Source organism: Dyadobacter alkalitolerans DSM 23607, assembly GCF_000428845.1.
Classification (GTDB): Bacteria; Bacteroidota; Bacteroidia; order Cytophagales; family Spirosomataceae; genus Dyadobacter; species Dyadobacter alkalitolerans.
In genome coordinates this window covers 61,626-88,119 of record NZ_AUAS01000018.1, presented here as the reverse complement: position 1 = coordinate 88,119, position 26,494 = coordinate 61,626, and the positions used below count along the sequence as shown (strand labels likewise).

Sequence of the window (26,494 nt, the reverse complement as noted above, 5' to 3'; positions counted from 1 at the left end):
GAATATAGCAACGCACATGCAACGATGAAAAACCAACCAGCCTCCGGTGGGAATGAAAAAATTAACGGTCATGAAGCCGCATTAATCCACTTGCAAACATAGCGAAGAATAAATGTCGTTGACATTATCTGAGTTTCAATAATCTGACCACTTCCACTTTCTTCCTGCGGGATATTTCCACCTCGGTGCCGTCGCTTACCACAATGTATCCGTGGTCATGGCTCATCTGGGAAATGTGTCTGGGGTTTACCAAATGTGATTTGTGGGTGCGGATAAAACCGAATTCTTCCAGCATTTCATCAAAGTATTTCAGTGTTTTGCTGGTGACAATGGGCTTTTTGTGGGTGGTGTGGATAAATGTATAATTACCATCTCCCTGCATGCGTATGATTTGTTCCAATGTCAGAAACAGCACGCCGTCCTTTGATGGAATGGCAAGCCGGAAATCTTTGGTTTCGCTTTTACCAATATTCTGAACGAGGTTATCATATAAGATCAGGTTGCTTTTGGCATCGGGCATCTGCATTTTCAGATATCTGTCTACCGCATACCTGAGCTCGTCGGGGTCTACGGGTTTGAGCAGATAATCCAGTGCACTAAACCGGATCGCCTGAACCGCATACTGATTGTAAGCAGTTGTGAAGATGACCTCGAATGACGGGTTTACCAGTGCACGCAAAAAATCAAAACCATTACGCTTGGGCATTTCCACATCCAGAAATACGATCCCGGGAGTGAAATACCGCAGGATTTCGAGTGCCTGGTCCACGGACTCCGCTTGCCTGACTTCCGTGATCTCCTCAACAAAACTTTCAATATAATATTTAAGCACAGTGCGTGCTTTGGGTTCGTCGTCAATAATCAGCGCTTTAATCATTTTCTTGATTATACATTGTTGAGATACGTTGATAGTTCAATTTCCACCAGTGTGCCGGTGGCTTCGCCGTTTTCGTCGTAAAGGTCTTCGATGTTAAGCACCGCATGGTTTCCCTGTTTGTTGATCAGGTCGATGCGGTCTTGCGTGATGCTTAACCCCTGCGAATCGTGACTTTTGTATTTGATACTTTGCGATTTTAATTCAAATGATTTCTTTCGTCCAATGCCGTTGTCCTGTATCCTGCAAATGAAAACGTCCTCATTAACCAGCCTGAATTCAATGAGCAGCTTGCGGTCGTCGTCTTTATGCAGCAGGCCGTGCCAAAGCGCATTTTCCACATAAGGCTGTAAGAGCATCGAGGGTAGTGCAACGTCCTCCTCTTCCAGCTCGGGGTCCATAATGATCTCGTAGGTGAAATTCCCTTCAAAACGCATCAATTCCAGTTCAAGATACAGTTCCAGGACCTGGCGCTCTTGTGTAATAGGAATAAGGTCTTTCCCCGAGTTTCGCAAAACCATCCTGAACAGCTTGGAAAACTTATTGAGGTAAGTGCTTGCCTGCGGATATTTCCCGGTTACAATGCATTCCTGAATGCTGTTGAGGCAGTTGAAGATAAAATGCGGGTTCATTTGTGCCCTTAACGCCATCAGCTGGCTTTCGGCAAGCATCTTGCTGATTTTTAGCAACATTAATTCTTTTTGCTCACTCTGGACTTTTTGCTTCTTACGCTGACTGTAAGCCTGATAAACAAAAAACAGCGTCACAGCCGCCAGGATCAGGCATATCGTTCTGAACCACCAGGTTTGCCACCAGTTAGGTCTTACAACCACTTGCAGCTTCTGGATTTTTGTCATCCATCTGCCGAATTCATCGGTGCTCCGGACTTTGAACAGATATTTCCCCGGCAAAAGATTGGTGTATGTAGCCGTAATCGCCCTGCCCGCATTCACCCAGTTTCCGTCAATGCCTTCCAGCTGGTAACTGTATTGCAGGGCCGGGATATCGCGGTGACTTAGTGAAGCATATTGAAATGTAATAAAGTCCTCATCCGGGGCCAGTTCCAGGACACCCCCTTTTTCAAATCCCAGCTTTTCCTGACCAAAGACCTTAATGGAAGTGATAAAAGGCGGCTGTTTTACCGGCACGCCGGCAAAGCTGAAAGGATCTATTAGCAGGATATGGTCCAGCATTACCGCATAGATTTTACCGTTCGCGAATGTGAGGTTGTTATAATAATCCTGCAATGTTTTGCCAAGGTCGATCTCAACTTTCGTCACAGCGCGTGTATCCGGGTTGAAAAACATAAGCCCCTCCCTGCTGGATCCCCAAACCGCGCCGCGCGAATCAATGGCAATGCTGGATAAATAATCATAGAACAGGCCGGTCCTGCTGTCGATACTGTCCAGCGGTGTGCCGTCACGACTTATCTTCACGAGCCCTTTGCCACTCACGGCGGTCCATATGTTGCCTTTTTTATCTTCGGCAAGTTTCAGGACCTGTGCATTAGCGAGTTCTTTATTGGGTAAAATAGAAAAGAACTCTTTCTGGTAATCGAATTTCAGAAGTCCGCTTCCAGGCAGTGAAAACAAGATATCGGTGTTGCTCAGCTGCAAAGAACTCGGGCAATTTTTAAACGCAAATAACCCAAAACGACTATCAGTTCCGTCATAGCGCGTGGTTTTCTTAGTTACCGGATCGTGGCGGTAAATGGCGTCTTCCAGGATCTGGAACCAGATATTTCCTTTATGATCTGTAAAAACAAAGTTTGCGTAGCGGTTGGGCGTTCCTTTTTTTATGTCTGTAAACTTCACCAGTTTATCGCTCCCGTTATGCAGCACGTGCACGCCGGCGTCTCCTACAAACCACCAGGCATCTTTCGCTTTGGTGCACATTACGAACCGGTTTCTTCGCAAGTCTCCGTCCGTGACTGTGTAGCGCTGATAAGTGCGGTTATCGGTATGATAAGCAATAGCCCCATCCTCCTTGCACGCCATCACCAGGTTTTTATCAACCGTAATGGAGTTAGCGTGAGCGAAACCGGTTTCAAGAAAAAATTTGAAATTTGGCAACTGGTATATCGCCTGCAACGGATATTGTGATTGACTTTTACTGACACCATTGATCGTTCCCAGCCATACATTTCCTTCCTTGTCCGTAATTGCGTCCCGGAAATGCCCATAACCAATGCAGTAAGGAAGGTTTTGGTCATACTCAATCTTCTTGATCGGTTGTCCGCGTTCCTTTATATAAGCCGCAAACAACCATGTCGAGATCCATAGCCGGTCCTTATGGTCTATAAATAAATGGTTGATCCCATCGCTGATCTTATTGCCGTCGAGCTCAGGGAAGCTTTGCACGGAGCCCTTTCTAACATTCCAGTAATTAAGCGTCAGGTTGTCGTCGCATCCGTACCAAATGTCGCCTTTGCTGTCAACAGCGAGCGCATTTACATATTTCAAGTCAAATATGGGTGAACGCAGAACATTGTTTTGTTGATGGTAAATTGCTTTTTTTCTGGTGTCGATAAAATAGGGCTTGCTGCCTACAATCCAGAAGCCGTTTCTGGTCGTGTCCCAAACCATGCCGGAAAGAAAATAGTCCGGTACGGCGAACATGGTCGCTGCCGACGGGACAATGGCGGCAAGAGGAAGTAATTTCCCTTTTTCATAAACGTAGATCCTGTTGGAAGTGCCAATCCAAAGGCGCCCGACATTATCCGTCTTAATGGTTACAATCGATTCTTTGTCCAGGGCGGAGAACCGGCTGTCTTTGGAAAACGAACCTGAGCTCACATTGAACAGCATTACGCCGTTCAATAATCCCAGGATGAGCGTATCTCCCTTGCCCAGCGGTTGTATGGCATTAATAAGGAGATTTTTCTGTTTGGGGCCATGCTTGTATTGCTTTACAACGGCCCCGTCGTACCGGTTAAGGCCATTGTTGGTTCCAATCCAGAGAAATCCTGTATCGTCCTTATAAAGGCAACGCACTTGCTTCGCACTAAGACCGTCCTGCCACTTGATATTCTGAAAAATCGTCTGCCCGAAAAGCAACATTGGACTCAGACAAAAAGCAAGTAAAAAGATAAATCTCTGACGCATGCTCCAACCGGATTATTTCTTTGAAATAAGATTGTATTAATGTGAAGTAGCTGATTAACGGCGGCTCATATACTAACCGTTCACCGTTAAATAGCCAGAAGCGACCGTTCCCTCTTTGGTTTTGAAATTTGATGCCGGGTAAGCCAACTTTATTCCGCAATAAAGCAATTAGCCGTGAAAAATAAGGAATTATCCTAATCAACGTTCGTTATGATCAACATGAATGCCCTGACTTCCCGCCTTACCAACCATGGAAAATTTGCAAGTGTGTTTTTCAATGAGCCGGGATATCATATCAGAAAAAACGCTGTTTATTACTTCGGAAATCAATTGACTTCTAAGCTGAACCTGGTGGCAGGCGCCGATGTAAAATCGTTTCAAATTTTAGATAACACTTTCTCGAAATTGCCATCGATCAGACATTTTGCCGTCGATGAAAAGTTTGTTTACTATAAAGGAAAAGCAATCCCCGGTGCTGATCCTTGCTCATTTGTTGTGCTCGGATATGCTTCGGGCAGAGATTGCAATCACATTTACACAGCTTACAAAATCGTTTCCGACGATCCCGATCACTTTGTTAAAATAGATAGGCATTTGTCAAAAGACAGCAGATGTATCTACTATGCTGATCGGGTTATTTCTCATTACGCATCTCACTTTCAGTTAATTGCGAAAGTGGATGGCTTTACTTATTTCCGGGACAAGCACAGTATTTTTGTTAATGGCGTCCGGTTGGATGATCCCGATGTAGATTCTTTTGAAGCGTTGAGGCACGGTTATTCGAGAGATGCGGTCCATGTTTATTTAATGGGTTCTGCATCTCTTAAAATCATTGAGGGCGCAGATCCGGCAAGTTTTCAGGTGATCAATCAGTATTACAGCCTGGATAATAAGCATGTTTACTGGCGTGGCTCACAGCTGACAGAATGTGAGCCATCCACTTACGAAGCTTTAAACTTCTAATCTCTGATAATCTTTTTTCAGTTACCCAACTATACACATAAGGCGCAGCGATGCGCCTTTCTTTTTTGCCCGTTAAGCGCAAAGTTTCAAATCTTTTGAAGTAATATTTTGCCCTTATTGTCTTGTATATGAATACAATTCAGATCTAAACTCTTAACAAATGTTGGCTTGCACACATGCAAAGAACGCCGGACGCGTTGCCGGGTTCCTGTGTTCCCTGCTGTTTCTATTCTCTCCTTATTTTACCAATGCCCAGGAAATTGACCTCCTGCTGAAAGGCGGGCACGTCATTGATCCCAAAAACAACATTGATGCCGCAATGGATGTCGCTGTTTCAGGCGGAAAAATCGTCCGCCTAGCCAGTAACATTCCAGCTTCGGAAGCAAAAAAGACGGTTGATGTAAAAGGATTTTATGTAACGCCGGGGCTGATCGATATGCACGCGCACGTTTTTGCCGGAACTGTGCCCGATGCCTACATTGCCAATGCCTCCACCAGCCTGCCGCCCGACGGCTTTACTTTTCGCGCCGGGATCACAACGGTTGTGGATGCAGGCTCATCCGGCTGGCGCAACTTCCGGACTTTCAAAGCACAGACAATCGATAAAGCGCAAACGCGCGTCCTGGCATTGCTCAACATTGTAGGGACGGGCATGGCCAGCCGTTATGAAGAGCAGGATCTTACCGATATGAACCCTGTTATGGCCGCCAACATGATCCAAAGGCTTTTTCCGAAGATCATTGTAGGTGTAAAAGCGGCACATTACTGGGGCGACTATGCCCAGGTGAAAGCCGCGGTTGAGGCCGGAAAACTGGCCAATGTGCCGGTTATGGTTGATTTTGGCGAACATCAGCCGCCCTTATCCATTGAAAAGTTATTCAAGGAATATCTTCGTCCAGGCGACATTTTCACGCATACATTTTCTCACGGCCCTGCAAACCGCGAAACAGTGGTTGATGAAAATGGAAAGGTAAAATCATTCGTTTTCGAAGCACAAAAGAACGGGCTGATTTTCGATGTCGGGCATGGCGGCGGTGCATTTGCGTGGCGGCAGGCGATCCCTTCGATGCAACAGGGGTTTAAGCCCAATGTGATCAGCACTGACTTGCATACCGACAGCATGAACGGCGCTATGAAAGGCCTGGACAATGTAATTTCCAAATTTCTTAACATGGGAATGACGCTTCCGGATGCCATTCTGCGAGCAACATGGAATCCCGCACAAGTTATCAAACGCCCGGATCTGGGAACATTATCCGTTGGTTCTGAGGCGGATATTGCTGTGTTTAATCTGAGAAAAGGAGATTTTGGTTTTTTAGACACCCGAAAATTAAAACTCAAAGGAGACAAGAAACTGGAAGCAGAGCTGACCATCCGGGCAGGTAAGATCGTCTGGGACCTGAACGGGATCAGCGCGGCGGGTTGGGAATCTGAAACATTGGCTAAATAACTGGTGGTGATGCATTTAATAAGATTCGATAGGATCACAAATGTTATCAAAAGTCACTTTTGGGTGCTGTTTTTGCTTGTTTTTTACAGTAATGGCTTTGGCCATACCTATGATCTGATCATCAAAGGCGGCCATGTTATTGATCCTGCAAATAACATTGATAAGGTGATGGATGTGGCTGTTAGTAAGGGTTTTATCATAAAAATATCGGATAAAATTGACGAGCCTGCTGAGAAAACGATTGATGCAAAAGGCTTATTCGTGACGCCAGGCTTTATTGATATGCATACGCACGTTTTCGTGGGTCCGCATGCAGGTCTTTTTGCCAATGGCGTAAACAGCGTTTCTCCCGATGATTTCACATTCCGGTCCGGGGTAACGACGGTTGTAGATGCAGGAACTTCGGGTTGGCGGAGTTTTCCTTTGTTTAAAAAGCAGGTGATTGATCAGTCCAAAACACGGATTCTGGCCTTTATCAACATTGCCGGGGACGGAATGACCGGCGCTGAACATGAACAAAATATCGCAGATATGGCCCCGGACTCTGCTTTAATGGTCATTAACAAATATGCTGACCTGATCGTGGGCGTAAAGATCGGGCATTATAACGGAGCTGACTGGACGCCTTATGATAATGCGATAAAACTCGCCCGACAGGTCGAGAAGCCGCTTTTTGTGGAATGTCATTTACCTCAATATTCCTTACAGGATCAGCTTGCCAGGCTCAGTGCGGGCGATATGATTACGCATACTTTTGAAAACATTAAGGAGCGGATGCCGATCATTGGCGAAGGTGGAAAGGTGCGGCCATTTGTGCTGGAAGCAAAAAAGCGCGGAGTGTTATTCGATCTGGGTCACGGCGGCGCAGGTTTCTGGTTTGATCAGGCCGCACCGGCGATTAAGCAAGGTTTTGCACCAAATTCTTTCGGCACCGATCTGCACCGGTTCAGCATGAATTCGGGTATGAAAGACATGGCGAATGTAATGTCAAAATTCATGGCGCTGGGTTTGTCCTTGCATGATGTGGTGCAGATCGCAACCTGGAATGCGGCACAAGCAGTTAAGCATGAAGAATTGGGCAATATGAAAGCAGGTAGTGTAGCCGATCTTGCCATTTTCAGGGTTCGTGACGGTCAGTTCGGCTTTACAGATTCCGGTGGGAAAAGTATAGCAGGATCTAAGAAACTGGAAATCGAAATGACGATCAGGGATGGGAAAATTGTGTGGGATTTGAATGGGTTGGGCGCTAAAAAATAGATAATTGAAATAATGGGATTTAATTTTTATAAACAAAAAAGAAGCATTGCGCAGCGATACTTTGGCTTCGGCCTGATAGTAATGCTTCTCTCCGGCGCGCAAAGGCCGGATTTACTGCCAAAAGGCGATCCGGACAATGGCGGCCTGGCAACGCCGGCAGGTTTCGAAGCACTCGTCGTGGCCGACAGCACCGGGCTTGCCCGGCACATTACGGTAAATGATAATGGCGATATTTATGTAAAACTGCGTTATTTCGGAAAAGGCCAGCAGGGTGGAACCGTTGCACTCAGGGACACAAACCGGGATGGGAAAGCCGACATTATTAAAAATTTCGGCAATTACCCCGATCAGAGCAGCCTCGCCAACGGCATCACGATCCGCAACGGATATTTGTATTACAGTTCTTCGCTGTTTGTTTATCGCAGTAAACTGATCCCGGGGCAGCTGCTGCCAGACAGCACCGTGGAGGTGATTCTGAAAGATGACCATGAGCATGGCACACATTGGCACATTACCAAACCCATGGCTTTTGATGACAAAGGAAACATGTACGTGCCTTTCGGAGCGCCTTCGGATGCATGTCAGGATGTGGCCAATGCACCGGGCGGTAAACCGGGAACCATTGGCCTTAACCCTTGCCCGGACCTGGAAAAGCATGGTGGAATCTGGAAGTTCAGTGCTGATAAGCTGAATCAGACGCAGGCCGACGGCAGCTTGTATGCAACGGGTTTGAGGAGCATTGTGGGCATGCGATGGAATAATGCAGATCAAAGTTTATATGCCGTTGTTCACGGGCGCGACAATCTGCGCCGCCTGTTTCCAGACATTTATTCCTCATGGCAAAGCGCCGTTTTACCAGCCGAAGAATTCGTAAAAGTAACGCAGGGAACAAACCTGGGCTGGCCTTACTATTATTTTGACCAGATGAAAGGCAAGAAGATCCTGAACCCGGAATACGGGGGCGATAGCAAAAAAGAGGGTGAAGGAGCTAAATATCAAAACCCGATCATTGGATTCCCCGGACATTGGGCACCCAATGATCTGCTGTTTTACACCGGAAACCAGTTTCCCGAACGCTATAAAAATGGCGCATTCATCGCCTTTCACGGCTCGACAAACCGTGCTCCATATCCGCAGGCGGGCTTTTTCGTTTGTTTTGTGCCTTGGGTAAATGGTAAATTTTCAGAGAAATGGGAAGTTTTTGCAGATGGCTTCGCAGGCATGGACCCCATCATTAATGTAAGCGATGCGAAAGCGCGGCCTATGGGCCTGGCGCAAGGGCCTGACGGCTCACTGTACATTACAGATTCGAAAAAAGGCAAGATCTGGCGGATTATGTTTAAAGGCAATAAGCAGTCATTCGGAGCGCCGCAACTGGCTGCTATGGAGAAGCATAAGCTGGCAGGAAACATCCGAACGCCGGATCCGGTAAAGGATAACCTGGATAAGGATACAAAGCTTGCCGGCGAAAAAATTTACAGCACTTATTGTACACCATGCCACCAATCCAACGGCCTCGGCGACGGCAGCCGTTTTCCGCCTTTGGTGAATTCGGAATGGGTTACGGAAGACAAAAGAAAGCTGATCCAGGCCGTGGCAAATGGTTTGGAAGGGCCGATAGAGGTGCTCGGTAAGCCTTACAATGATCTGATGCCCAAACACGATTTTATCCCACCGGCAGAAATGGCACAGCTCCTAACCTACGTAAGGCAGCAATTCGGCAACATGCCTGACCGCATTTCTGTGGACGACGTAAACCGCGTTTTGAAAAAATAGCCTTAATAATACCATTGAAAAGCGAAAGACATTATTTTACACAGACTTATGGATTACACGGATTTCCTGGTTATTAAAGCCAATGTTCAGTGTTTGCTGATCATTAAAATTAAGCACGTGCCCATCCTGCCTTACTTCATCAATTTTAGAAAAATCCAGCTCCTGAACAAGCCAGCCTTCTTTCTGGGGAATTTCGGCAGCAATAATGCCTTCTTCGGGTAATCCTTTGTCGGGCGTAGAATAGTATGCCGAATAGCCGTAATTAATATCCACTGCCGGTGACCAGGTTGCGTTGCCGACGGTCTGAGAAACAACTGTATAAGCCTGATTTTCCAGGGCGCGAGCCCGCGCGCCTACATGTACACGCGTAGCGCCACGGATGGTTTCGGTGCAGCTTGGAACGAGGATCAGTGATGCCCCCGCGCTACACAACAATTGCGATCCCAGTCCGAATTCAATGTCATAACAGATCTGAATGCCGAATTTGCCCCATGCCGCTTCAAACACGGTCAGTGTTTTAGGTGCGCTTTGGATGCCCCATTCTTCATTTTCAAACCGTGTCATAAAAAACTTGTCCTGGTAACCTACAAGGCCTTTGTCTGAAAAAACAAAAACCCGGTTCAAATGTTTTCTATCGTCTATAACAGGCAAGCTCGGCGCCACGATCACCACATTATATTGGCGCGCCAGGTTTGCGAAAATCTGGCAGAACGACTCCACGAAGCCATTCATCGCCGCAACTTGCAGGAAGATATCTTGTTGAATTTCAAGAGATAATATGCTAACCAGTTCCATGGCGCCGTACTCAGGAAACAGCAATAGTCCGGCTCCCTTAGCTGTTGCGTCGGCCACCCACGTTTCAATGTGTCGCTGCCAGGCTGCTAGGTCAACATGTTCAGAAATGGGATATTGGGCCGACGCAATGATTACAGACATAGGCATTTAGTGATCGATTGGTTTGATCCAGAAAATCATTTGTTTTGAGGAGGAAGCAGTTTCTCCGATATCGGGCCATTCCATGGTACTTTGCAACGCAGGGTCCTTCACATATCCGCGTTTGATCCAGAATGCGTCATTAGGGCGATAGTCGGCTGGCTTGGCGGGGTGATGACCGCCCCGGTCGACGGAGCAAAAACAGCATAAATTGTAATGTCCAAAGCTTCTGGCATGCGCCTCGCGTTCATCAAAAAAACGATGTCCGAGCCCTGAGCCCCGATATTCGGGAAGTAATATGCTTTCGCCAAAGTAAAAAATAGTGCTGATATCGAATCCCGCATCTTCGAATGGTTGCCGGACTTCCGCAGCTTCGTCGGTTAATGGAATGCACGTTGTTGCGCCCACCATCTTTCCATTATCAAAGACAGCGAACAAAAAGGCGCGTTCAGACTGGACGTAAATTTGCAGATAGTCTTTTTCGTAGTCCAGCGACCCCTCATACAAATAAGGATAATCATGGAACACTGTGATGCGCAATGCGCCCAATGCTTCCACCACGGATGCTATTTCAACACCCTTATAAGATGTAAAAGTCAGTTGTTCAGTCATTTTTAGGGTTTGAAACCAGCTCTATCCAATGCGGCAGATTGTAATAAGTGGTTACGCGGCAGATTTTTTCATTTTTTAATTCCAAAAAAGCGGCTGCCGGAAGTTTGTAAGCCTGTCCGTAAGCCTCAGGGAAGCCCTCTTCGCCTTTTTTGTAAATTCCTCTCACTGTGAATTCCACCGCCACCCGGGAGTCGTCCGCTGTTGTGAAGAAGACCATGTCGGTCAGGGTTTCTTCATACGATTCGTCCATCTGGCCAAGAAACTCAGTGAATTTTTCGATGCCGATGCGCACCTCGCCCTGGTTAGGCTCGTGCCTTACTTCCGGGTGCAGCAAGGCGAGCATGCCGTCCCAGTTTTTATGATTAAAGCTTGAATAATATGCTTGTACGATGTCCAGAGAAGCCATGTCAGTTCATTAATGTTATTTAATAATAAGAAAATAGAGCAGTAACTAGTTCAACGGAACGTATATAAAAGTGAGGAAGCCATTAATTCGCAGCCAGTTTGATTGCCGCAATCAAGTCAGCAATAGTGAAGTATTTTGCAGTTTTTTGTTGCCATTGCATTTGCCAGGTTGTACCAGCTGCACCCCGATCGCAACGGACTTTGAATGTTGCATTAATGTCGTCAGTCAGGCCAAAACCTTCGCGCTGTAATGCCCGCCTGGTCCAGAAAGCCAAGACAGGATCACCCGAAATGCTTATGGAATGTGTGCAAACATCCTGGTAAATGTTGAATGTGCCGCTAGATTTATCAAAAAAGAATCCATTCTTCTCAAACGCAGCTTCAAATGCCCCGTTCAAAACCAGATCTTCGGGGACGCCAGCCACAAGTTCGCCGTTTTGCTGCATAAGCCAGAGAATATCAGCAGCTTGTAATGCAAGATCGAGTTCGTGTGTGCTTAGTAAGATGGCTTTCCCGGTTTGTCTGGCCAAATTATGCAGCAAGCGCATCATTTCCACGCGGTTAGGCAGATCCAGATGTGCAGTAGGCTCATCGAGCAGAATGAGTTCTGTGTCTTGTGCAAGCGCGCGTGCCAGCATGACCTTTTGCCGTTCACCATCGCTCAGCTGATGGATTTTCCTGTTTACCAAATTTTCAACATTGGCCAGTGAAATTGCTTCTTCGATCTTTTTATGGTCGATCTCACTTAATGCACCAAGCCAGCCGGTGTAGGGCGTGCGTCCTAATGTAATTACTTCCAGTGCGGTAAGGTTTCCAGCCTCGATGCGCTCCGTCAAAACAAGGCTCAATGTTTGTGCGAGCTGAGCCGATTTCAAGCCGGAAAGAAGCTGCTGTCCGATGTAAACAGTGCCTTCCAAAGCGGGTTGGAGGCCCGCAATTGTCCGCATTAATGTCGATTTTCCCGAACCATTGGAGCCAAGCAGGCACACAAGCTGCCCCGGTAGGAGGGTTAGGTTCAGGTTTTTTGAAATAATGCGTTCTGTACGCTTGGTCTTATATCCAATAGACAAATTCTTCGTTTCCAAAAATGGTTTTACATCACTCATGAGAAAGAAGAACGGAGGTTATTGCGGCTGATAATGATCCAGATAACCACCGGCGCGCCAAGCAGGGAGGTGACAACATTCACCGGAATGACGATTTGCATGCCGGGCAACTGGGCAATGATGTCACATAAAAGCAGCAGCACCATGCCGGTGAGGCAGCAGCCGGGAATGAGCACGCGGTGGTCTGACGTGCCAAACAGTGAGCGCGTTATATGCGGAACAGCAATGCCGACAAATCCGATCGGACCGCAAAATGCGGTAATGCTGCCGGTTAGCAAGCTGGTGCTGAGCATGATGATCAGTCGTGTTTTTCCAATGGTAAGGCCCATGCTTCTGGCGTAATTTTCACCCAACAATAATGCATTAAGCGATTTGGAAGATATAAAAGCGAGTAACAGCCCAAATGCAACCACACCCGAAAGCGCATAAAGATGATATTGTGTAACGCCACCCAGCGACCCGAATGTCCACATAATGTACTCCTGCAATTGTTCGGGCTGACTGAAATATTGCCAAATGCTGACAATGGAGAGCGTTATCGTCCCGATCATCACCCCGACGATCAGCAATATTACATTGTCCCGGATCCTTCCTGCAATCAGTAATATCAGCGAAAGCACCAGTGCAGATCCCAGCGAAGCCATCACGATGATGAGCCAACTGCCCGAAACGCCAAGTTTGCTGATCGCATACATGCTAGCGCTGCTTCCGCCTGCAAGCATCACCGCTGCCACACCCAGTCCGGCGCCTGCTGTTATGCCCAGCTCCGACGGCCCTGCCAAAGGATTTCGGAACAAAGTTTGCATTTGTAGTCCACTGACGGATAGTCCGCAACCGACAAGGATTGCCGTTATCGCTTTTGGGATGCGGATTTTTTCAATGATGAAAAGCCAGGCAGTGTTTTCGGAGTCTTGTAAAAAAATGATTTTAAAAACTTCTTTAAGCGGAATTTGCACGGAGCCCAGCATTACATCCAGCACAAAAACCACAACTGCCAGCGTTACCAGTCCCGAAAAAGTGAGGCGGTGCGCATTCAGGGGCGTTTTAAGCGATGGTGCTTTGTTGAGGGATCCGACCATTATTTGAGCTGCTTATAATAGACCAAATTATGATTCGGCAGGAGTTCCGGATGCAATATTTTGATCAGATCAGACAGGACAGTGTGTGGATTTACAGTTCCGGATTCAAAAAAATCATTCGCGCCCTGCTCATTAACACGTCCATTGTAACTGAACATTTGTCCCGATTTATAAGCCTTAAAATCGCTGTAACGTGAATCCTGCGCCAGAATGTTGGCTTTCGTATCACTTTTATCGAACCCAACATTTAGCCAGGCGTCGGCTTTTAAAGCAATTGGATATACAGATTCGAAGTTCAAAGGCAAACTGCCCGTCGCCTTCATATTACTCCAATGATAATCCCCTCCCGCATCCCTGAAAAACTGTGACATATAGCTATCCCCATTTGGCAAAAACCATGCGTCTTTGGTATTCAAGCCTGAGATAACAGATGGCTTGATTTTCACCTCCTTAGCAAGCTGAGCCAGCCGAAGATATTCATTTTCGATCTTACCAAACTTGTCATTGACCAACTCTTCCTTATTTAATAATGCGGCAATGAGCTTAACCCACTCGGCACGGGCCAGCGGCGTTTTCTCAATCCATTCCGAATTAATCAAAATTGGAATTCCTGCCTGCGTTAAAATGCTGTATTGGTCCACTTTCGCGCCGGGCCCGCCCATGGCCATCAGCACATTCGGGTGCATTTCCACGAGCTTTTCATTATTCAATCCCTGATCCCGCCCAATGTTAGCCACTTTGCCAGCTTCAATGCGCGCTTGAATTTTAGGCGAATAAATGTATTGCGGGTTGCTCAGCCCAGTGATAATGTTCTCTGAATCCAGAAATTCCAGTAATGCAGCATGCATGGAGGAAGTAGCCACAATGCTTGTAACCGGGATGTTAATCACCTGCGCATCTTCAAAACCTTTCGGTCGTGGTGTTCCTTTTTCGAGCAGGATGTATTTTGAAGTATCCGTTGCCGTTTCAAAAGGGCTCAGGATGCTTACAATTTTGTAATTATTGTGATAGGTTATTGTAAATCCTTGTGCGTGATTGATCTTGGTTTGGTCCTTGTAATTAACCGATTTCGAAGTAATGTTCTCCTCCCTTTTCGATGAATTTTCGGGATTACAGCTAAGGATTATTAGATAAAGAAAACACGAAAGGCAGAGGTTTTTGATCATTAGACGATATAAGGAGCGTTGAGCAGAATAAAAATGTAGAAACAAAGAATCAGATATAGGATAGCATTTGCTTCACATTTGCCAAGCCGTTCTGGATGACCTCAGCTGATTCTGTTCCTTGATAGTAACCAATAAGATGTAATTCGCTATAAGCATTGATCGTATGTTTCAGCAATTTTTTGTCATATTTTCTTAATCTGCCCTTGTAATCCTCAATGCTTTGTGGCTTTACAAAATGAATACCTTCTTTTTGTTTCAGATATTCATCAAGAATTAGCAGCGCCGCTGAATAAGCAGTGCCCGCGGCCATTCTTACATATTTAATGTCCGAATACAATCCATCCTTTTTGCCTGCTTTTTCAGTCAGTATTTGTCTGGCATTTTCAAGATATCTTGCTGCTTCCGCACTTGGAGATAAAGGGTTTTCCATACTTTTCTTAGACATAGTTGTGTATTTGATAATGATATTTGTTTAGACGCAGGCCAGGGAAATTGGTCACTCAAAAATAGCACTTATTTTTCAAAGGCGTCAGAGGCCTCGGTCCGCAATTGGCACACTTTTAATATTTTTCAAGCCATGCCAGCACAATCTCTTTTACAGTTTACAGGGAAAAGTATATACTGCGCCGTTGCAGATGCGCACATTGATCCATGGATCCCCGTTGACCGGGCGATCATCACGCATGCGCACAGCGACCACGCGCGCTGGGGAAGCAAACATTATCTGGCTCACAAGGATAGCGAACCCATTTTACGGCTGCGATTAGGGCAGGATATCTCTTTACAAACTGTTGAGTACTACGAGAAATTTGTGATCAATGGTGTCACATTTTCATTGCATCCTGCGGGGCATATCATTGGCTCTGCGCAGGTCCGGGTGGAGTATAAGGGGGAAGTCTGGGTTGCGAGCGGCGACTACAAGCTTGAAAATGACAACTTTGCAACGCCTTATGAGCCAGTCAAGTGCAATGTTTTTATTACCGAATCAACCTTCGGTTTGCCTATTTACAAATGGCAGCCTCAGCATGAGGTGATGAGCGAAATTGACAACTGGTGGCGGCAGAATAAAAGTGAAGATAAAGCCAGTGTGCTCATGGGCTATTCATTGGGAAAAATGCAGCGGATTTTGAAAAATATTGAATTACAAGACAAGATAATCTACGCCCACGGTGCTATTTATACATTAAACGAGAGGTTAAAGCAGGCCGGTTTTGATCTGCCCGAATTAACATTGGTCACCAAGGAAACCGACCGGAGGCTATTTCGGGGATCATTGGTGTTAGCCCCGCCCTCGGTCGACAGCAGCACGTGGATCAAAAAGTTCGCCCCCTATTCCCTCGGTTATTGCTCAGGATGGATGGCCCTTCGCGGCGCCAAAAACCGCCGAGCCGTGGACCAGGGTTTCGTATTGAGCGATCACGTGGACTGGCCGGACCTGAACACGGCTGTAAGAGAATCGGGAGCCGAAAAAGTATATGTAACGCATGGCTATACAAGCATTTACGCAAGATATCTGAACGAAAATGGCATTGAAGCAGGTGAAGTTCACACCATGTACGGCAACGAAGACGAAAACGAGGAAGAAGAAGTTGTACAAGACATCAGCGCCGGAACCGACGCCTATGAAAAGCATAAAGAATCATTAGATGACGAAGCCATCATCGACACAAAACCATCAACGAAACAGCTTCAACAAGCAAAGTCCCCTTCAGGGGATTTAGGGGAAGGGGATTTAGTAGTATGAAACAATTCGCAGAACTTTTCATGAACCTGGACCGCACCAACAAAACCAATGCAAAGGTGGAGTTGATGAAGCAATATTTTCTGACTGCATCCGACGAAGACAAACTCTGGGCATTAACGCTTTTTACCGGTCGCCGGCCTTCGTTTAAGGTGAACAGGACCATGGTAAAAGAATGGGCGGCAGAAGAAGCTGGTATTCCAATGTGGCTTTTCCAGGAAAGTTATCATAGTGTAGGCGATTTGGGCGAAACCATTTCATTGCTTTTGCCTAAAAGTAAGGTCGACGGATCGGACAAATCGCTTACCGAATGGTTCTATTATCTGGGACTATTACCCGGTATGACGGACGAAGAAAAACGTGACCATATCTTGCAAGCCTGGATGCAATTGTCTCAGCACGAGACTTTTGTTTTTAATAAATTATTGATGGGCAGTTTCCGGATCGGGGTTTCGCAGACATTGGTGGTGCGTGCATTAGCGGAAGCTACGGAAACTGATTCTAATGTGATCGCCCACCGGGTCATGGGTCAGTGGGAGCCGTCGGGGACGACCTTTGAGCAGTTGATATTAGATAAAGGGGAAAATGACAACGCATCGCGCCCATATCCGTTTTTCCTGGCTTATCCCATTGAAGGCGACGTTTCCGGTTTGGGAAACCCCGAAGATTGGTTTGCCGAATGGAAGTGGGACGGCATTCGTTCACAAATTATTTATCGAAACAATGAGCTTTTTATCTGGACACGCGGTGAAGAGTTATCAACCGAAAAATTTCCGGAGCTGCATTTTTTAAGTGAAGTTTTGCCAAACGGAACGGTCCTCGACGGAGAGATCGTAAGTTACATGGATGATAAACCGATGCCATTTAATGTGCTGCAAACACGTATTGGCAGGAAAAATCTATCCAAAAAAGTGCTGGAAGAAGCGCCCGTCGCATTTTTGGCTTATGACATTTTGGAAGTCAATGGTGTAGACATCAGGGGCCTTACCCAGCAACAGCGCCGGACGGAGCTGGAACTCATTCATCAGAAAGCGCCTGATCAATTTGTATTTAATCTGTCGCCGCTCATTGATTTCAAAGAGTGGGCAGTTTTGCGGGAGTTACACACGCTTTCCCGGCAGAATATTGCGGAGGGTTTTATGATCAAAAGGAAAGAAAGCACTTATCAGGTAGGCCGTAAAAAAGGCGATTGGTGGAAATGGAAAATCGATCCGTTAAGTGTCGATGCCGTGCTCATTTACGCCCAGAAAGGCTCCGGCAGGCGCGCTGAATTATTCACCGACTATACATTCGCCGTCTGGGGCGAAGACGGGAAGCTGGTCCCATTCGCAAAAGCATATTCCGGACTGACAGACGTAGAAATTGGCCAGGTCGATTATTTCATCAAGCGAAACGTCCTGGAAAAATTCGGTCCGGTAAGGACTGTCAAGCCCGAATTGGTTTTTGAAATAGGCTTCGAAGGCATCAACGAATCATCCAGGCATAAATCCGGAATCGCAGTAAGGTTTCCTAGGATTCTGCGCTGGCGGAAGGATAAGAAAGCAGAGGAAGCAGATACGCTGGAAGCGTTGAAGGGGATTTTGGAGATGTATAAGTGAGGGCTACCAAATGACCGGTAAAATCTCGTTGTATTGCTGAAACTTATCATCAGCTGATATAAGCGCCAAGGTCTGGGATAACGCAGTTGCTAAAATAAAGCGATCAAAAGGGTCGCCATGTCCTGAGATGAAAGGAATCTTCTCATAACTGTCAAGTGCATCATGCGAGATTGGTAATGATGAAATCCCTATTCTTTTGAGCTCTTGAATATATTCCGAGATTGCCTTAGAGAGTTCCAGCTTCCCTATCTTCTTTTTGATCGCCATTTCAAAAAACGATACAATGCTTACAAAGCAAATAGAGTTGGAATCGGAAATGATAGAACGAGCTTTGTCGGACAGCCGATTTTCTTCATCGAGTAACCAAAGCACGACGTGTGTGTCTAAAAGATAAGTCATTACATGTAATCGGCTAGGTCATTGATAGGATCATTGAAGTCATCAGACATCTTGACAGTGCCTTTCATTGTGCCTAGCGGGCGCTTGGTTTCTGAAAATGGGCTTTCAGCGTCTTCCATAAATGTGATAAGCACTTTTGCTTTATTTTTCAAAGGAGGAGCTTCCTTTAATGTAACCTGCCCATTTTCGTAGATTCCTTCGATCGTAGTTAACATATCCTCGTGTTTTTGGATTATAACAAATATATCAATTAGACAAGAAATACATATAATTTAGCTTCTATGTTACAAGCGTTATTTGATGGAATAAGTTTTTAATTAAAATTGAAATACACTTTACAAACATCCCTTTGACCAAATCCCCCGGACATACAATCGTTGAACATTGGTTTAAGGCCAAGAAGTGGAAGTGGGCGGCGTTTCAGAAGGAGGCGGCTGAGGCTTATCTGGAAGGGAAAAGCGGCTTGGTGAATGCGCCAACGGGGAGTGGAAAGACCTATTCGCTCTGGCTTCCGATATTGATCCGACATATTAATGAAAAGGCCAATAAGGAACTCAAACCAAAACGAGGCCTGCAAGTCCTGTGGATCACGCCTTTGCGCGCATTGTCCAAGGACTTATTTCGGAACATGGAAAGTGCTGCGCTGGAAATGAACCTGACCTGGCGCGTAGGCATTCGCACCGGCGACACCAATGCCAAGGAAAAAAGTGATCAGAAAAAGCAAATGCCTGATGCGCTGATCATTACGCCGGAAAGTCTGCACATTCTTTTTGCACAAAAAAACAGCACAGAAATATTTAAAAACCTGCACACCATTGTCGTTGACGAGTGGCATGAGCTCATGGGCAGCAAGCGGGGGACACAAACGGAACTGGCGTTGACGAGGCTCAGAAGCATCAGGCCAGACCTTCAAACCTGGGGCATTTCGGCAACCATCGGCAACCTCGACGAGGCGAAACATGTGCTGCTCGGCATGAAGTTCCCGGTTGCCAAGTCCACCGTGATCAAGGCAAATACAGATAAAAAAATCCTGGTCGAAAGCATTATCCCTGAACGCGTGCAGACGTTGCCGTGGTCGGGATATATGGGGACGAGCCTTGTTGACCAGGTGGTAAAAATTGTCAATGAAAGTAATACGACGCTACTTTTTACAAACACGCGTTCCGGAACGGAAATCTGGTATCGCACCATTATTGATAAATACCCTGAATTTGCTGGCATTATGGCGCTGCACCACGCGTCGCTGGATAGGGAAATCAGGGATTGGGTGGAGGAAGCGCTGCACGACGAGCGGCTCAAACTGGTTATATGCACAGCCAGCCTCGATTTAGGAGTCGATTTCCGGCCCGTTGACACGGTCATTCAGGTTGGGAGTCCGAAGAGCATTGCACGGTTTATTCAGCGTGCGGGCAGGAGTGGTCACAGGCCGGGCGTGGATAGTAAAGTTTATTTCTGTCCTACCAATGCTTTGGAGCTGATTGAGGCTGTTTCGCTTCGGGAAGGCGTTGCAAAAAATATGCTGGAAGACCGTCCGCCGGTGGCTCATGCATTCGATGTGTTGGCGCAGTGGATGATGACTTTGGCAGTGGGCGAAGGTTTTGATGAGGCTCAATTGTTTGATGAAGTTTGTGACGCTTATGGTTACCAATATCTGAACAGGCAGGAGTGGGAGTGGCTTTTGGGATACATTACCACTGGAAGCTCTTCGCTTCATGTATATGATGAATACAAAAAAGTAGAGCGTGTCGATGGCCTGTATAAGGTGACAAGCCGGCGCGTTGCATTGCGTCACAGACTAAGTATGGGCACGATCGTCTCTGAAACAGGCATTAAGGTAAAGCTGCAAAGCGGGAAATATCTGGGAACGGTTGAGGAGTCGTTTGTTACATGGATGAAACCGGGCGATGTTTTTACTTTCGCCGGCATGACCGTCGAATTTTTACGAATTCATGAAATGACGGTTAGTGTCAAAAAAGCAGAGGGAAAAAAAGGCTTTCTGGTGCGCTGGGCTGGCGGACGAATGCCGCTGTCATCACAGTTGTCCACATTCATCCGCGAGCGATTGGCAGATGCGCTTGATAATCCGCATAAGGAGCTCGAACTGGCCAAAATGCAGCCATTATTGGAATTGCAGGCAAACCGGTCTATGATTCCGAAGACCGACGAACTGCTTATAGAGCAATGTGAAACCCGGGAAGGTCATCATATTTTCATATTTCCATTTGAAGGCCGTTTGGTGCACGAAGGGATGTCCATTATACTGGCCTATCGCCTTAGTCAACTCAAACCGATTACATTCTCAGTGGCCATGAATGATTATGGTTTTGAATTATTGAGTGACCAATATGTTGATTTTGCGCAGGTAATGAAGGAAGTCGATCTTTTTTCTACAAAACATTTAGTCGATGACATTTATCAAAGTGTGAATGCAACCGAAATGGCCAAACGGAAATTCAGGGAAATTGCCGCAATTTCAGGATTAATGTTTCAGGGTTATCCGGGCAAAAATGTTAAAACACGACAGTTACAGGCTTCCAGTTCGCTGCTATTTACGGTAATGACCAAATATGAAGACAACAATTTGCTGATCAAGCAGGCTTACCAGGAAGTTTTGACTTACCAGTTGGAGGAAGTGCGAATGCGGGAGGCGCTTGACCGGATCGCAACTCAGAAAATAATTGTAAAACAAACCCGCAAACCAACGCCTTTTTCGTTCCCTATTATGGTAGACCGGCTACGAGAACAACTTACATCGGAAAAGCTGGATGACCGGATCCAGAAAATGATCAAACAGTATAGTAATGCAGATTGAAATCAAAGAAAACCATTTCATTTTACTCACACAAAGAGCCATTTTTTGGCAAGAAACGCAGACATTACTAATCGGAGACCTTCATTTAGGCAAGATCACCCATTTCAGAAAAGAAGGAATTGCGGTGCCGCCCAATGCGATTGAAAACAATTTCGAAAGATTGAACGAGCTGGCTCAAAACACCGGTGCCACCCGCATCATTTTCCTGGGAGACCTGTTTCATGCCCAATACAATGCTGAATGGGAGCTTTTTAAGAACTGGCGCACGGCACATCATTACATTCAAATGCTGATCGTTATCGGTAACCACGACATTTTGCCGGTAAGTATGTTCCTGGAATGCAACCTGGAAGTGCATTTAAACGATTATGAAGAAGGTAATTTTATTTTCACCCATCACCCAAAAGTCGATGCAGTTTCGGAAAAATTCATTTTCGCTGGCCACGTCCACCCCGTTTTCACAACCTACGGAAAAGGCCGTCAAAGCGTCCGCCTTCCCTGTTTCGTAATCGATAACCATCAAGCCATCGTCCCCAGCTTCGGCGTTTTTACAGGCGGTTTTCAAATGGACCTGGCCAAGGATAGGAAGATTTATATTACTACCGAGACCAAGGTTTTTTCCGTTTGTTAATCCGGTTGTAATTAAGTTATTAAAAGGAAAACCGGAAAAATTTGGAATCAGATTCCATATTTTTCCGGTCCTTGTTATTTTTAACTTGTGAAGAACACTATTTAGCTGCTAAAATTTCCAAGAGGTAGTTCCTCTAATTAGTGCCCCACTTCAATCGGAATAGACTATGCCTCGAAAGAAATGGGAAAAACTGTGTCACAATTTATCTTTTAGGAGAATCAAGCTTCTATAGAAATCTGCTTTTCTGACTAATTGTTCATTCATCAAAGTTATCTCATTGAGATGTATAGGAAGCCATTTCTTTTGAAGGGCGAGATCAATTTGTAACTCCATAGCTTCGAAAAATCTCTTTCCAAAGTACTCTACTTCGGAAACGAATTCATTATAACCCATTGAAAAGATACCGCGCCCTGCACTCCAGACAGATGCGTTATTTATCATCTGATCAGCTTTCCAAATTATTTTAACCTCGTCTTTGCACTTAAAAAAACCTATCAATGGGCCAAATTCTAAATGGTTGTTAGTTAAAGTGCGGCATGAAACCCAGGTAAGATCATTTCCATATCTGATTTTTTGCTCATTGCAATATTCAAACAGGTTGGAGTAACTATTTAGGGCTGAATAGTAGTTTTCAGAAACATCCGTAGCGATGCGTGGAAATATTTCGGTGAAATCTTCAATAAATCGGACTAAGTAATAGTCCACAAAACGTGAATTATTGGTATGCTCAATCTCATTACTCTCTTTAGAATATTGATATAATTTTTTGGTCCCTAAGTTCAGGCAATAATGGCTGTCGGTTAGGCTGAACCAGCTCGCGGTTTGATGCGGCTCAATGCCGAGGGGTTCAGTTCGGTCTGGATGTTTTAATGTAAACTCGACAAATGGCAGATCCTGTTGGAGAGTATGTTGCATTATGAAATTAATAGAGGTTCATTTTACATTGCGAAGTTGAATGTCGAATACATTACAAATGGATTCAATAATTTCACTAATGACTAGTTCATTTTCAGCGCTTACACGCACCCACCATCCTGACCCCTCAAATTTCACTATTTGTAATGCCCTGTTATTAGATTCTGCACTGAGGCTAACTGTATCCGAAAACCATAGTTTACCCAGTCCGAATTTTTCTAACGTCGCATCGCACTTACCAAGATCGTGCGAGGTAAAGTTAGAGTTAACAAAGACCATCGATCGTTTTGTTTCTAAATGTCTATATCTGGCAAAAACGTTCCTAAAAAGTAGCTTTTCAAGCGAGGCTGACCACTGCCTTCCTGCACTTATAGCATTTTTTATAACAAAGATTCCATTTGTGGCTCGATTTATCAGGATATGGTCAATAGAACCTCCTCCCACTCCAAATAACAAATGATTATATGGAATTTCTTCCTCGCCAGTTCGTATATTCTCGTGATAAAAATCGATGATATCATATACATTGGTACGGATATCTGGGGATGCTATCAAGTCATTGCATTTTATGCCCATTGTTAACAGGAACTCAATGTGTTGACTGCTAAGGGATGTTTGTGCCACATCCTCCAATCGCATGACATCTAATCTACCAGCACCTTCAATTTTTTCTGCGAACGATTTGTCAAACAGGAGCCCGTATTTAATGACGCTTCTCATATACGATGAGGTTAATATTTTGCCCTTCTTCTTATCGTTGAGTGTTATTGTGTTAATGTTGAGTTATGAAATTTTAACTTAAACGTTAGAATCGAGATCCCATTACCTTACACCGGCAAAGAAGCATTCAAACATCAAATCACACTGCTCTCAACCATTATAACTATTCTCCAATTTAGCAACCAACGTCGCCACACGGAGCTGATTCACAATATGTTCCCGCATTTCTGGTGTTACTTGGCTTAGGTTCTCTGTAAATAAAAAGCTTTCTATCATTGCGTGCAGCGACCCAATCACTTCGCTTCCTTTATCTGTTTGAAAAAACTCTTTTACGATCTCGAATTGCTGCATTAACGCAACTTCGTTACCGATAAATTTTTCATTCCCTCCGTTCATTTCTTTGTTAGTCGAATTTTGTAGTGTGTACATATTTTTGATGAAGTTTGATTGTGAACTTGATTGAACCGAACCCGGATGCCATTGTTCTGTGGCAATGCTCCGGGTTTTTTTGTTGTATTTGGTTTGGGGATATTTCCCCAGAATGCGTGCAAATAAAAAGCCGGTTACGGCTTGTATGTAATAATAGTCTCAATTTCAAAGTGGCCATATTCGATCAGAATTTCTTTCATTCTGGACTCCGACATGCTTCCCTTATGCGTGTAATCCCGCCATGCATTTGTCAATTTTCCTTTCTTCTCATCGGGAGAAAGATTAGGATAAATATTCTTAATCCACCAGTCGAACGCCTCTTTAATAGTTGAGAATTTCTTCATTAAGCAAACATAAAAACTATTTGGGGAAATTTCAACAAATTAATGAAAAAGAGATTTTAATTTTTCAAAAGCTCCCTAACCTCATCCTTGAACTCCTCATCAATTCGCCTACTTATAAGAAGACCGTTGATGATTTTTTGAAATTCAAATTCTGTAATAGCCCCGCAAGATGGGATGTCTCGCTTTGCGTTTAATGTTAATAATTCAGTTTCTGTGTAGGAAAAGTAATTGTTGCAATTGACGTAAGTGAAATCATGCAATCGATTATTAGCGGTTTCATGGTCGATGCAGACCAATGTTTCTAGACTGTCCCTGACGCGCATGATATGTTTGAGATTCTTTTCAAACTGGGAGGTGCAGCAAACGGTCGTCAGATAGCCGCCATCTATTTTCTTGATGAAAATGTGATAATGCGGAATGCCGTTGGCGATATGCGGGTCGGAGATATATAGGATGTTTCCTGCAACGAGTGCGTGCATTAATTCTTCTGCCTTCATGTTGCGGCAGACTAAGCGTTGGCAGTGTCGAAAAATAGCTCCTTTGCTATTTCCAGATCTTCCTTTTTATCGTTGAATAAGCCTTTGTCGTCAATGTAGTTTTCGAAAAAATCATTAATGTCCATTTTGTAGCTGGATCCTGATTTTTCTATTTTTTCCTGAAATCTTTTCCACTCAGGGAAATAATGCGAATAACTAGCCAGCTCAAATTGGTCTAGTCCGTTATAGTTTTTTAGTATTTCATCTGCCACTTCCAGATCGGTTTCTGAAAATACTTTGGCATTCATTTCCTGAATAGAAGTGATGATCTGCCCGTCTAAAATCAAATATTGATCAAAATATTGCTTGTCTGAGGACTCCGGGGCAACTTTGCTTTCCACTAAGTTCTTGGTATTGGACGGCACAGCGCCCCATTCCATTGCATAATGCGTGTCACCGGTAACAGTTCGCGCATATTTCCTGAGATGCAGCCTGTTAACCAGCCAGATCAACTTCAATGCTTTCATTTTATTGATAGCACCCTGGTTGTAGGCAGCAAAATAATTGATTAGTTGGGCAGCTTTCTTGTAGTTATAACCTTTCATGATATGTGCGTGAATGTGCAGCACAAATATAACCCATTAGTCTTGTAATTAATGATTTGCAAGGCATACTAACGCTCTGACTTACCAAGGGTAGCCTCCCGCTTATCCTCCGGTAATTTTCTCTTACCATCCGCCATCTTCATGAACTCCAAAATTTCTCCATATCTCGTATTCCAGGGATTGAAAAATTGAGTGATCATAGGAACATGTTTCTTGCCCTTTTGAATGTGGTAAGGCGTTTCGGGGGAGTAGGCTTGTAGGGCTTTGATGAATTTTTCGTTGCTTTCCAGAATGGAAGGATAGGTTTTTCCGCCCCGGTAAATGAGCATGGGAGGCATGTTGCGGTGCAGGTGATAAAGCGGTGTGGCTTTTTTCCAGGTGTCAGGGTTATTGGAAAATGTGTTGAGATAGGTGTTGCCTTTTTCGAACTTTTCTTCCAGCAGATAACCATGCATATCCAGCCCGGCAGCGTCGATAAGGATCACGCCTGCAAGCGGATTTTCCAGGCCGAGGTTTTTGAAATAATGGTCATCCGTAGCGATAAGTGCCGCCAGATGGCCGCCTGCGGAATGTCCGGACAGGAAGATTCTCTCAGGGTTTCCACCATACTGACTGATATTTTTCTTCACCCAATCAACAGATTTGGCAACCGAAACAGCCATGGCATCATAGCCAGCCGAGGGGCTTAACGGGTAATCTACAATCACGGTTACTACGCCTTTTTTGGCCCAATGTCCCCCAATAATGTTGTATTGCGACTTCTTGCCGGAATTCCAGTTGCCGCCATGAACAAAGATCAGGACATCACCGGGCCCGGAATGCTTCTTTGGCGCAAACACATTGAGTTGCTGTTCTGCGGAAGTTTTATCTGCTTTTTGGTATACAATATTCTTCGACTTCGTTATCCTTTTGAAAGAACAACCTGATAATGTGAGCATAAATGCGCCCAATAAAATCATTAAAAGTATTAGTGTGATCCGTGCCTGCGCTTTCATAAATCTTTCTGAATATGATAACACATACGTGAGAAGCATCTTAAAAGATTTAAAAGCAAGTAGTTAAATCATGGCGGCGGCTTAGTTTTATTATTCTGGTGGAA

The 26,494-nt window shown here is 45.1% G+C and carries 26 protein-coding genes; 8 read left to right on the top strand and 18 right to left on the bottom strand.

All coding sequences use genetic code 11. The features are described 5' to 3' along the window. Positions 1 to 124 precede the first annotated feature (124 nt). Complete coding sequence (locus G395_RS0124195) at positions 125 to 877, bottom strand: LytR/AlgR family response regulator transcription factor (RefSeq protein WP_026632429.1); 753 nt, start codon at positions 875 to 877, stop codon at positions 125 to 127. 8 nt (positions 878 to 885) lie between these two features. Then, positions 886 to 3,978, bottom strand: a complete 3,093-nt coding sequence (locus G395_RS0124190) for a sensor histidine kinase (protein ID WP_026632428.1) — start codon at positions 3,976 to 3,978, stop codon at positions 886 to 888. Positions 3,979 to 4,188: 210 nt separating this feature from the next. Here G395_RS0124190 and G395_RS0124185 point away from each other — a divergent pair, with 210 nt between their 5' ends. The 4 genes from G395_RS0124185 (at position 4,189) to G395_RS0124170 (ending at position 9,424) form a co-directional block, all read left to right on the top strand. Beyond that, positions 4,189 to 4,941 (top strand): DKNYY domain-containing protein, encoded by a 753-nt coding sequence (locus tag G395_RS0124185; RefSeq protein WP_026632427.1) that lies wholly within the window; start codon positions 4,189 to 4,191, stop codon positions 4,939 to 4,941. A gap of 160 nt (positions 4,942 to 5,101) precedes the next feature. Further along, positions 5,102 to 6,391, top strand: coding sequence for an amidohydrolase/deacetylase family metallohydrolase (locus G395_RS30195; protein ID WP_051350348.1), 1,290 nt, complete (start codon positions 5,102 to 5,104; stop codon positions 6,389 to 6,391). Positions 6,392 to 6,400: 9 nt separating this feature from the next. Beyond that, a complete protein-coding gene (locus G395_RS0124175; protein WP_084439807.1) occupies positions 6,401 to 7,648 on the top strand; it encodes an amidohydrolase/deacetylase family metallohydrolase in 1,248 nt (415 codons plus the stop codon). Positions 7,649 to 7,660: 12 nt separating this feature from the next. After that, positions 7,661 to 9,424, top strand: coding sequence for a PQQ-dependent sugar dehydrogenase (locus G395_RS0124170; RefSeq protein ID WP_051350347.1), 1,764 nt, complete (start codon positions 7,661 to 7,663; stop codon positions 9,422 to 9,424). Positions 9,425 to 9,460: 36 nt separating this feature from the next. On the opposite strand, the gene G395_RS0124165 is transcribed toward G395_RS0124170, so the two are convergent. From G395_RS0124165 to G395_RS0124135, 7 genes are all read right to left on the bottom strand, one after another. Next, positions 9,461 to 10,360: a carbon-nitrogen hydrolase family protein gene (locus tag G395_RS0124165; RefSeq protein ID WP_035361966.1), complete on the bottom strand. Its 900-nt coding sequence runs from the start codon at positions 10,358 to 10,360 to the stop codon at positions 9,461 to 9,463. Positions 10,361 to 10,366: 6 nt separating this feature from the next. Next, positions 10,367 to 10,969: a GNAT family N-acetyltransferase gene (locus G395_RS0124160; protein WP_026632423.1), complete on the bottom strand. Its 603-nt coding sequence runs from the start codon at positions 10,967 to 10,969 to the stop codon at positions 10,367 to 10,369. After that, on the bottom strand, positions 10,962 to 11,375 hold the full coding sequence (locus G395_RS0124155; protein WP_026632422.1) for a nuclear transport factor 2 family protein: 414 nt from the start codon (positions 11,373 to 11,375) through the stop codon (positions 10,962 to 10,964). Before G395_RS0124155 ends, G395_RS0124160 begins: the two co-directional genes overlap by 8 nt. 82 nt (positions 11,376 to 11,457) lie before the next feature. Then, on the bottom strand, positions 11,458 to 12,480 hold the full coding sequence (locus tag G395_RS0124150) for an ABC transporter ATP-binding protein (RefSeq protein WP_026632421.1): 1,023 nt from the start codon (positions 12,478 to 12,480) through the stop codon (positions 11,458 to 11,460). After that, a complete protein-coding gene (locus G395_RS0124145) occupies positions 12,477 to 13,559 on the bottom strand; it encodes a FecCD family ABC transporter permease (RefSeq protein ID WP_084439804.1) in 1,083 nt (360 codons plus the stop codon). Before G395_RS0124145 ends, G395_RS0124150 begins: the two co-directional genes overlap by 4 nt. Next, positions 13,559 to 14,725, bottom strand: a complete 1,167-nt coding sequence (locus G395_RS0124140) for an ABC transporter substrate-binding protein (protein ID WP_026632419.1) — start codon at positions 14,723 to 14,725, stop codon at positions 13,559 to 13,561. The genes G395_RS0124145 and G395_RS0124140 overlap by 1 nt, the downstream gene beginning before the upstream one ends. Positions 14,726 to 14,774: 49 nt before the next feature. After that, positions 14,775 to 15,170, bottom strand: a complete 396-nt coding sequence (locus tag G395_RS0124135; RefSeq protein ID WP_051350346.1) for a DUF5618 family protein — start codon at positions 15,168 to 15,170, stop codon at positions 14,775 to 14,777. Between the two features lie 132 nt (positions 15,171 to 15,302). On the opposite strand from G395_RS0124135, the gene G395_RS30190 reads away from it, so the two are divergent. Further along, positions 15,303 to 16,469, top strand: coding sequence for a ligase-associated DNA damage response exonuclease (locus G395_RS30190; RefSeq protein ID WP_051350345.1), 1,167 nt, complete (start codon positions 15,303 to 15,305; stop codon positions 16,467 to 16,469). Beyond that, entirely contained in the window at positions 16,466 to 18,064 is a 1,599-nt protein-coding gene (locus G395_RS0124125; protein ID WP_026632417.1) for an ATP-dependent DNA ligase, read from the top strand. Before G395_RS30190 ends, G395_RS0124125 begins: the two co-directional genes overlap by 4 nt. A 3-nt stretch (positions 18,065 to 18,067) precedes the next feature. Here G395_RS0124125 and G395_RS0124120 read toward each other — a convergent pair whose 3' ends face one another. Together G395_RS0124120 and G395_RS0124115 are read right to left on the bottom strand one after the other, a co-directional pair. Beyond that, positions 18,068 to 18,463, bottom strand: coding sequence for a type II toxin-antitoxin system VapC family toxin (locus G395_RS0124120; protein WP_026632416.1), 396 nt, complete (start codon positions 18,461 to 18,463; stop codon positions 18,068 to 18,070). Beyond that, the gene (locus G395_RS0124115; RefSeq protein WP_026632415.1) at positions 18,463 to 18,678 is read right to left on the bottom strand and encodes a hypothetical protein; all 216 of its coding nucleotides are present in this window, start codon (positions 18,676 to 18,678) and stop codon (positions 18,463 to 18,465) included. The genes G395_RS0124120 and G395_RS0124115 overlap by 1 nt, the downstream gene beginning before the upstream one ends. A 134-nt stretch (positions 18,679 to 18,812) precedes the next feature. On the opposite strand from G395_RS0124115, the gene G395_RS0124110 reads away from it, so the two are divergent. Both G395_RS0124110 and pdeM read left to right on the top strand, forming a co-directional pair. Beyond that, positions 18,813 to 21,275, top strand: a complete 2,463-nt coding sequence (locus G395_RS0124110) for a ligase-associated DNA damage response DEXH box helicase (protein ID WP_026632414.1) — start codon at positions 18,813 to 18,815, stop codon at positions 21,273 to 21,275. Beyond that, positions 21,265 to 21,906, top strand: coding sequence for a ligase-associated DNA damage response endonuclease PdeM (pdeM, locus tag G395_RS0124105; protein ID WP_026632413.1), 642 nt, complete (start codon positions 21,265 to 21,267; stop codon positions 21,904 to 21,906). Before G395_RS0124110 ends, pdeM begins: the two co-directional genes overlap by 11 nt. 195 nt (positions 21,907 to 22,101) lie before the next feature. Here the strand turns inward: pdeM and G395_RS0124100 are convergent, their stop codons facing one another. The 7 genes from G395_RS0124100 to G395_RS30185 all read right to left on the bottom strand — a co-directional run bounded on the left by G395_RS0124100 (position 22,102) and on the right by G395_RS30185 (position 26,390). Then, complete coding sequence (locus G395_RS0124100; RefSeq protein WP_026632412.1) at positions 22,102 to 22,821, bottom strand: DUF5984 family protein; 720 nt, start codon at positions 22,819 to 22,821, stop codon at positions 22,102 to 22,104. Between the two features lie 18 nt (positions 22,822 to 22,839). Next, on the bottom strand, positions 22,840 to 23,541 hold the full coding sequence (locus G395_RS0124095) for a hypothetical protein (RefSeq protein ID WP_026632411.1): 702 nt from the start codon (positions 23,539 to 23,541) through the stop codon (positions 22,840 to 22,842). Positions 23,542 to 23,691: 150 nt separating this feature from the next. Continuing rightward, the gene (locus tag G395_RS0124090; RefSeq protein ID WP_026632410.1) at positions 23,692 to 23,970 is read right to left on the bottom strand and encodes a hypothetical protein; all 279 of its coding nucleotides are present in this window, start codon (positions 23,968 to 23,970) and stop codon (positions 23,692 to 23,694) included. Between the two features lie 134 nt (positions 23,971 to 24,104). Beyond that, entirely contained in the window at positions 24,105 to 24,314 is a 210-nt protein-coding gene (locus G395_RS0124085; RefSeq protein ID WP_026632409.1) for a hypothetical protein, read from the bottom strand. Positions 24,315 to 24,370: 56 nt separating this feature from the next. After that, on the bottom strand, positions 24,371 to 24,811 hold the full coding sequence (locus tag G395_RS0124080; RefSeq protein ID WP_026632408.1) for a hypothetical protein: 441 nt from the start codon (positions 24,809 to 24,811) through the stop codon (positions 24,371 to 24,373). A gap of 11 nt (positions 24,812 to 24,822) precedes the next feature. Then, positions 24,823 to 25,395, bottom strand: a complete 573-nt coding sequence (locus G395_RS0124075; RefSeq protein ID WP_026632407.1) for a type II toxin-antitoxin system antitoxin SocA domain-containing protein — start codon at positions 25,393 to 25,395, stop codon at positions 24,823 to 24,825. 68 nt (positions 25,396 to 25,463) lie between these two features. After that, complete coding sequence (locus G395_RS30185; RefSeq protein ID WP_229204280.1) at positions 25,464 to 26,390, bottom strand: alpha/beta hydrolase; 927 nt, start codon at positions 26,388 to 26,390, stop codon at positions 25,464 to 25,466. Positions 26,391 to 26,494: the final 104 nt, after the last annotated feature.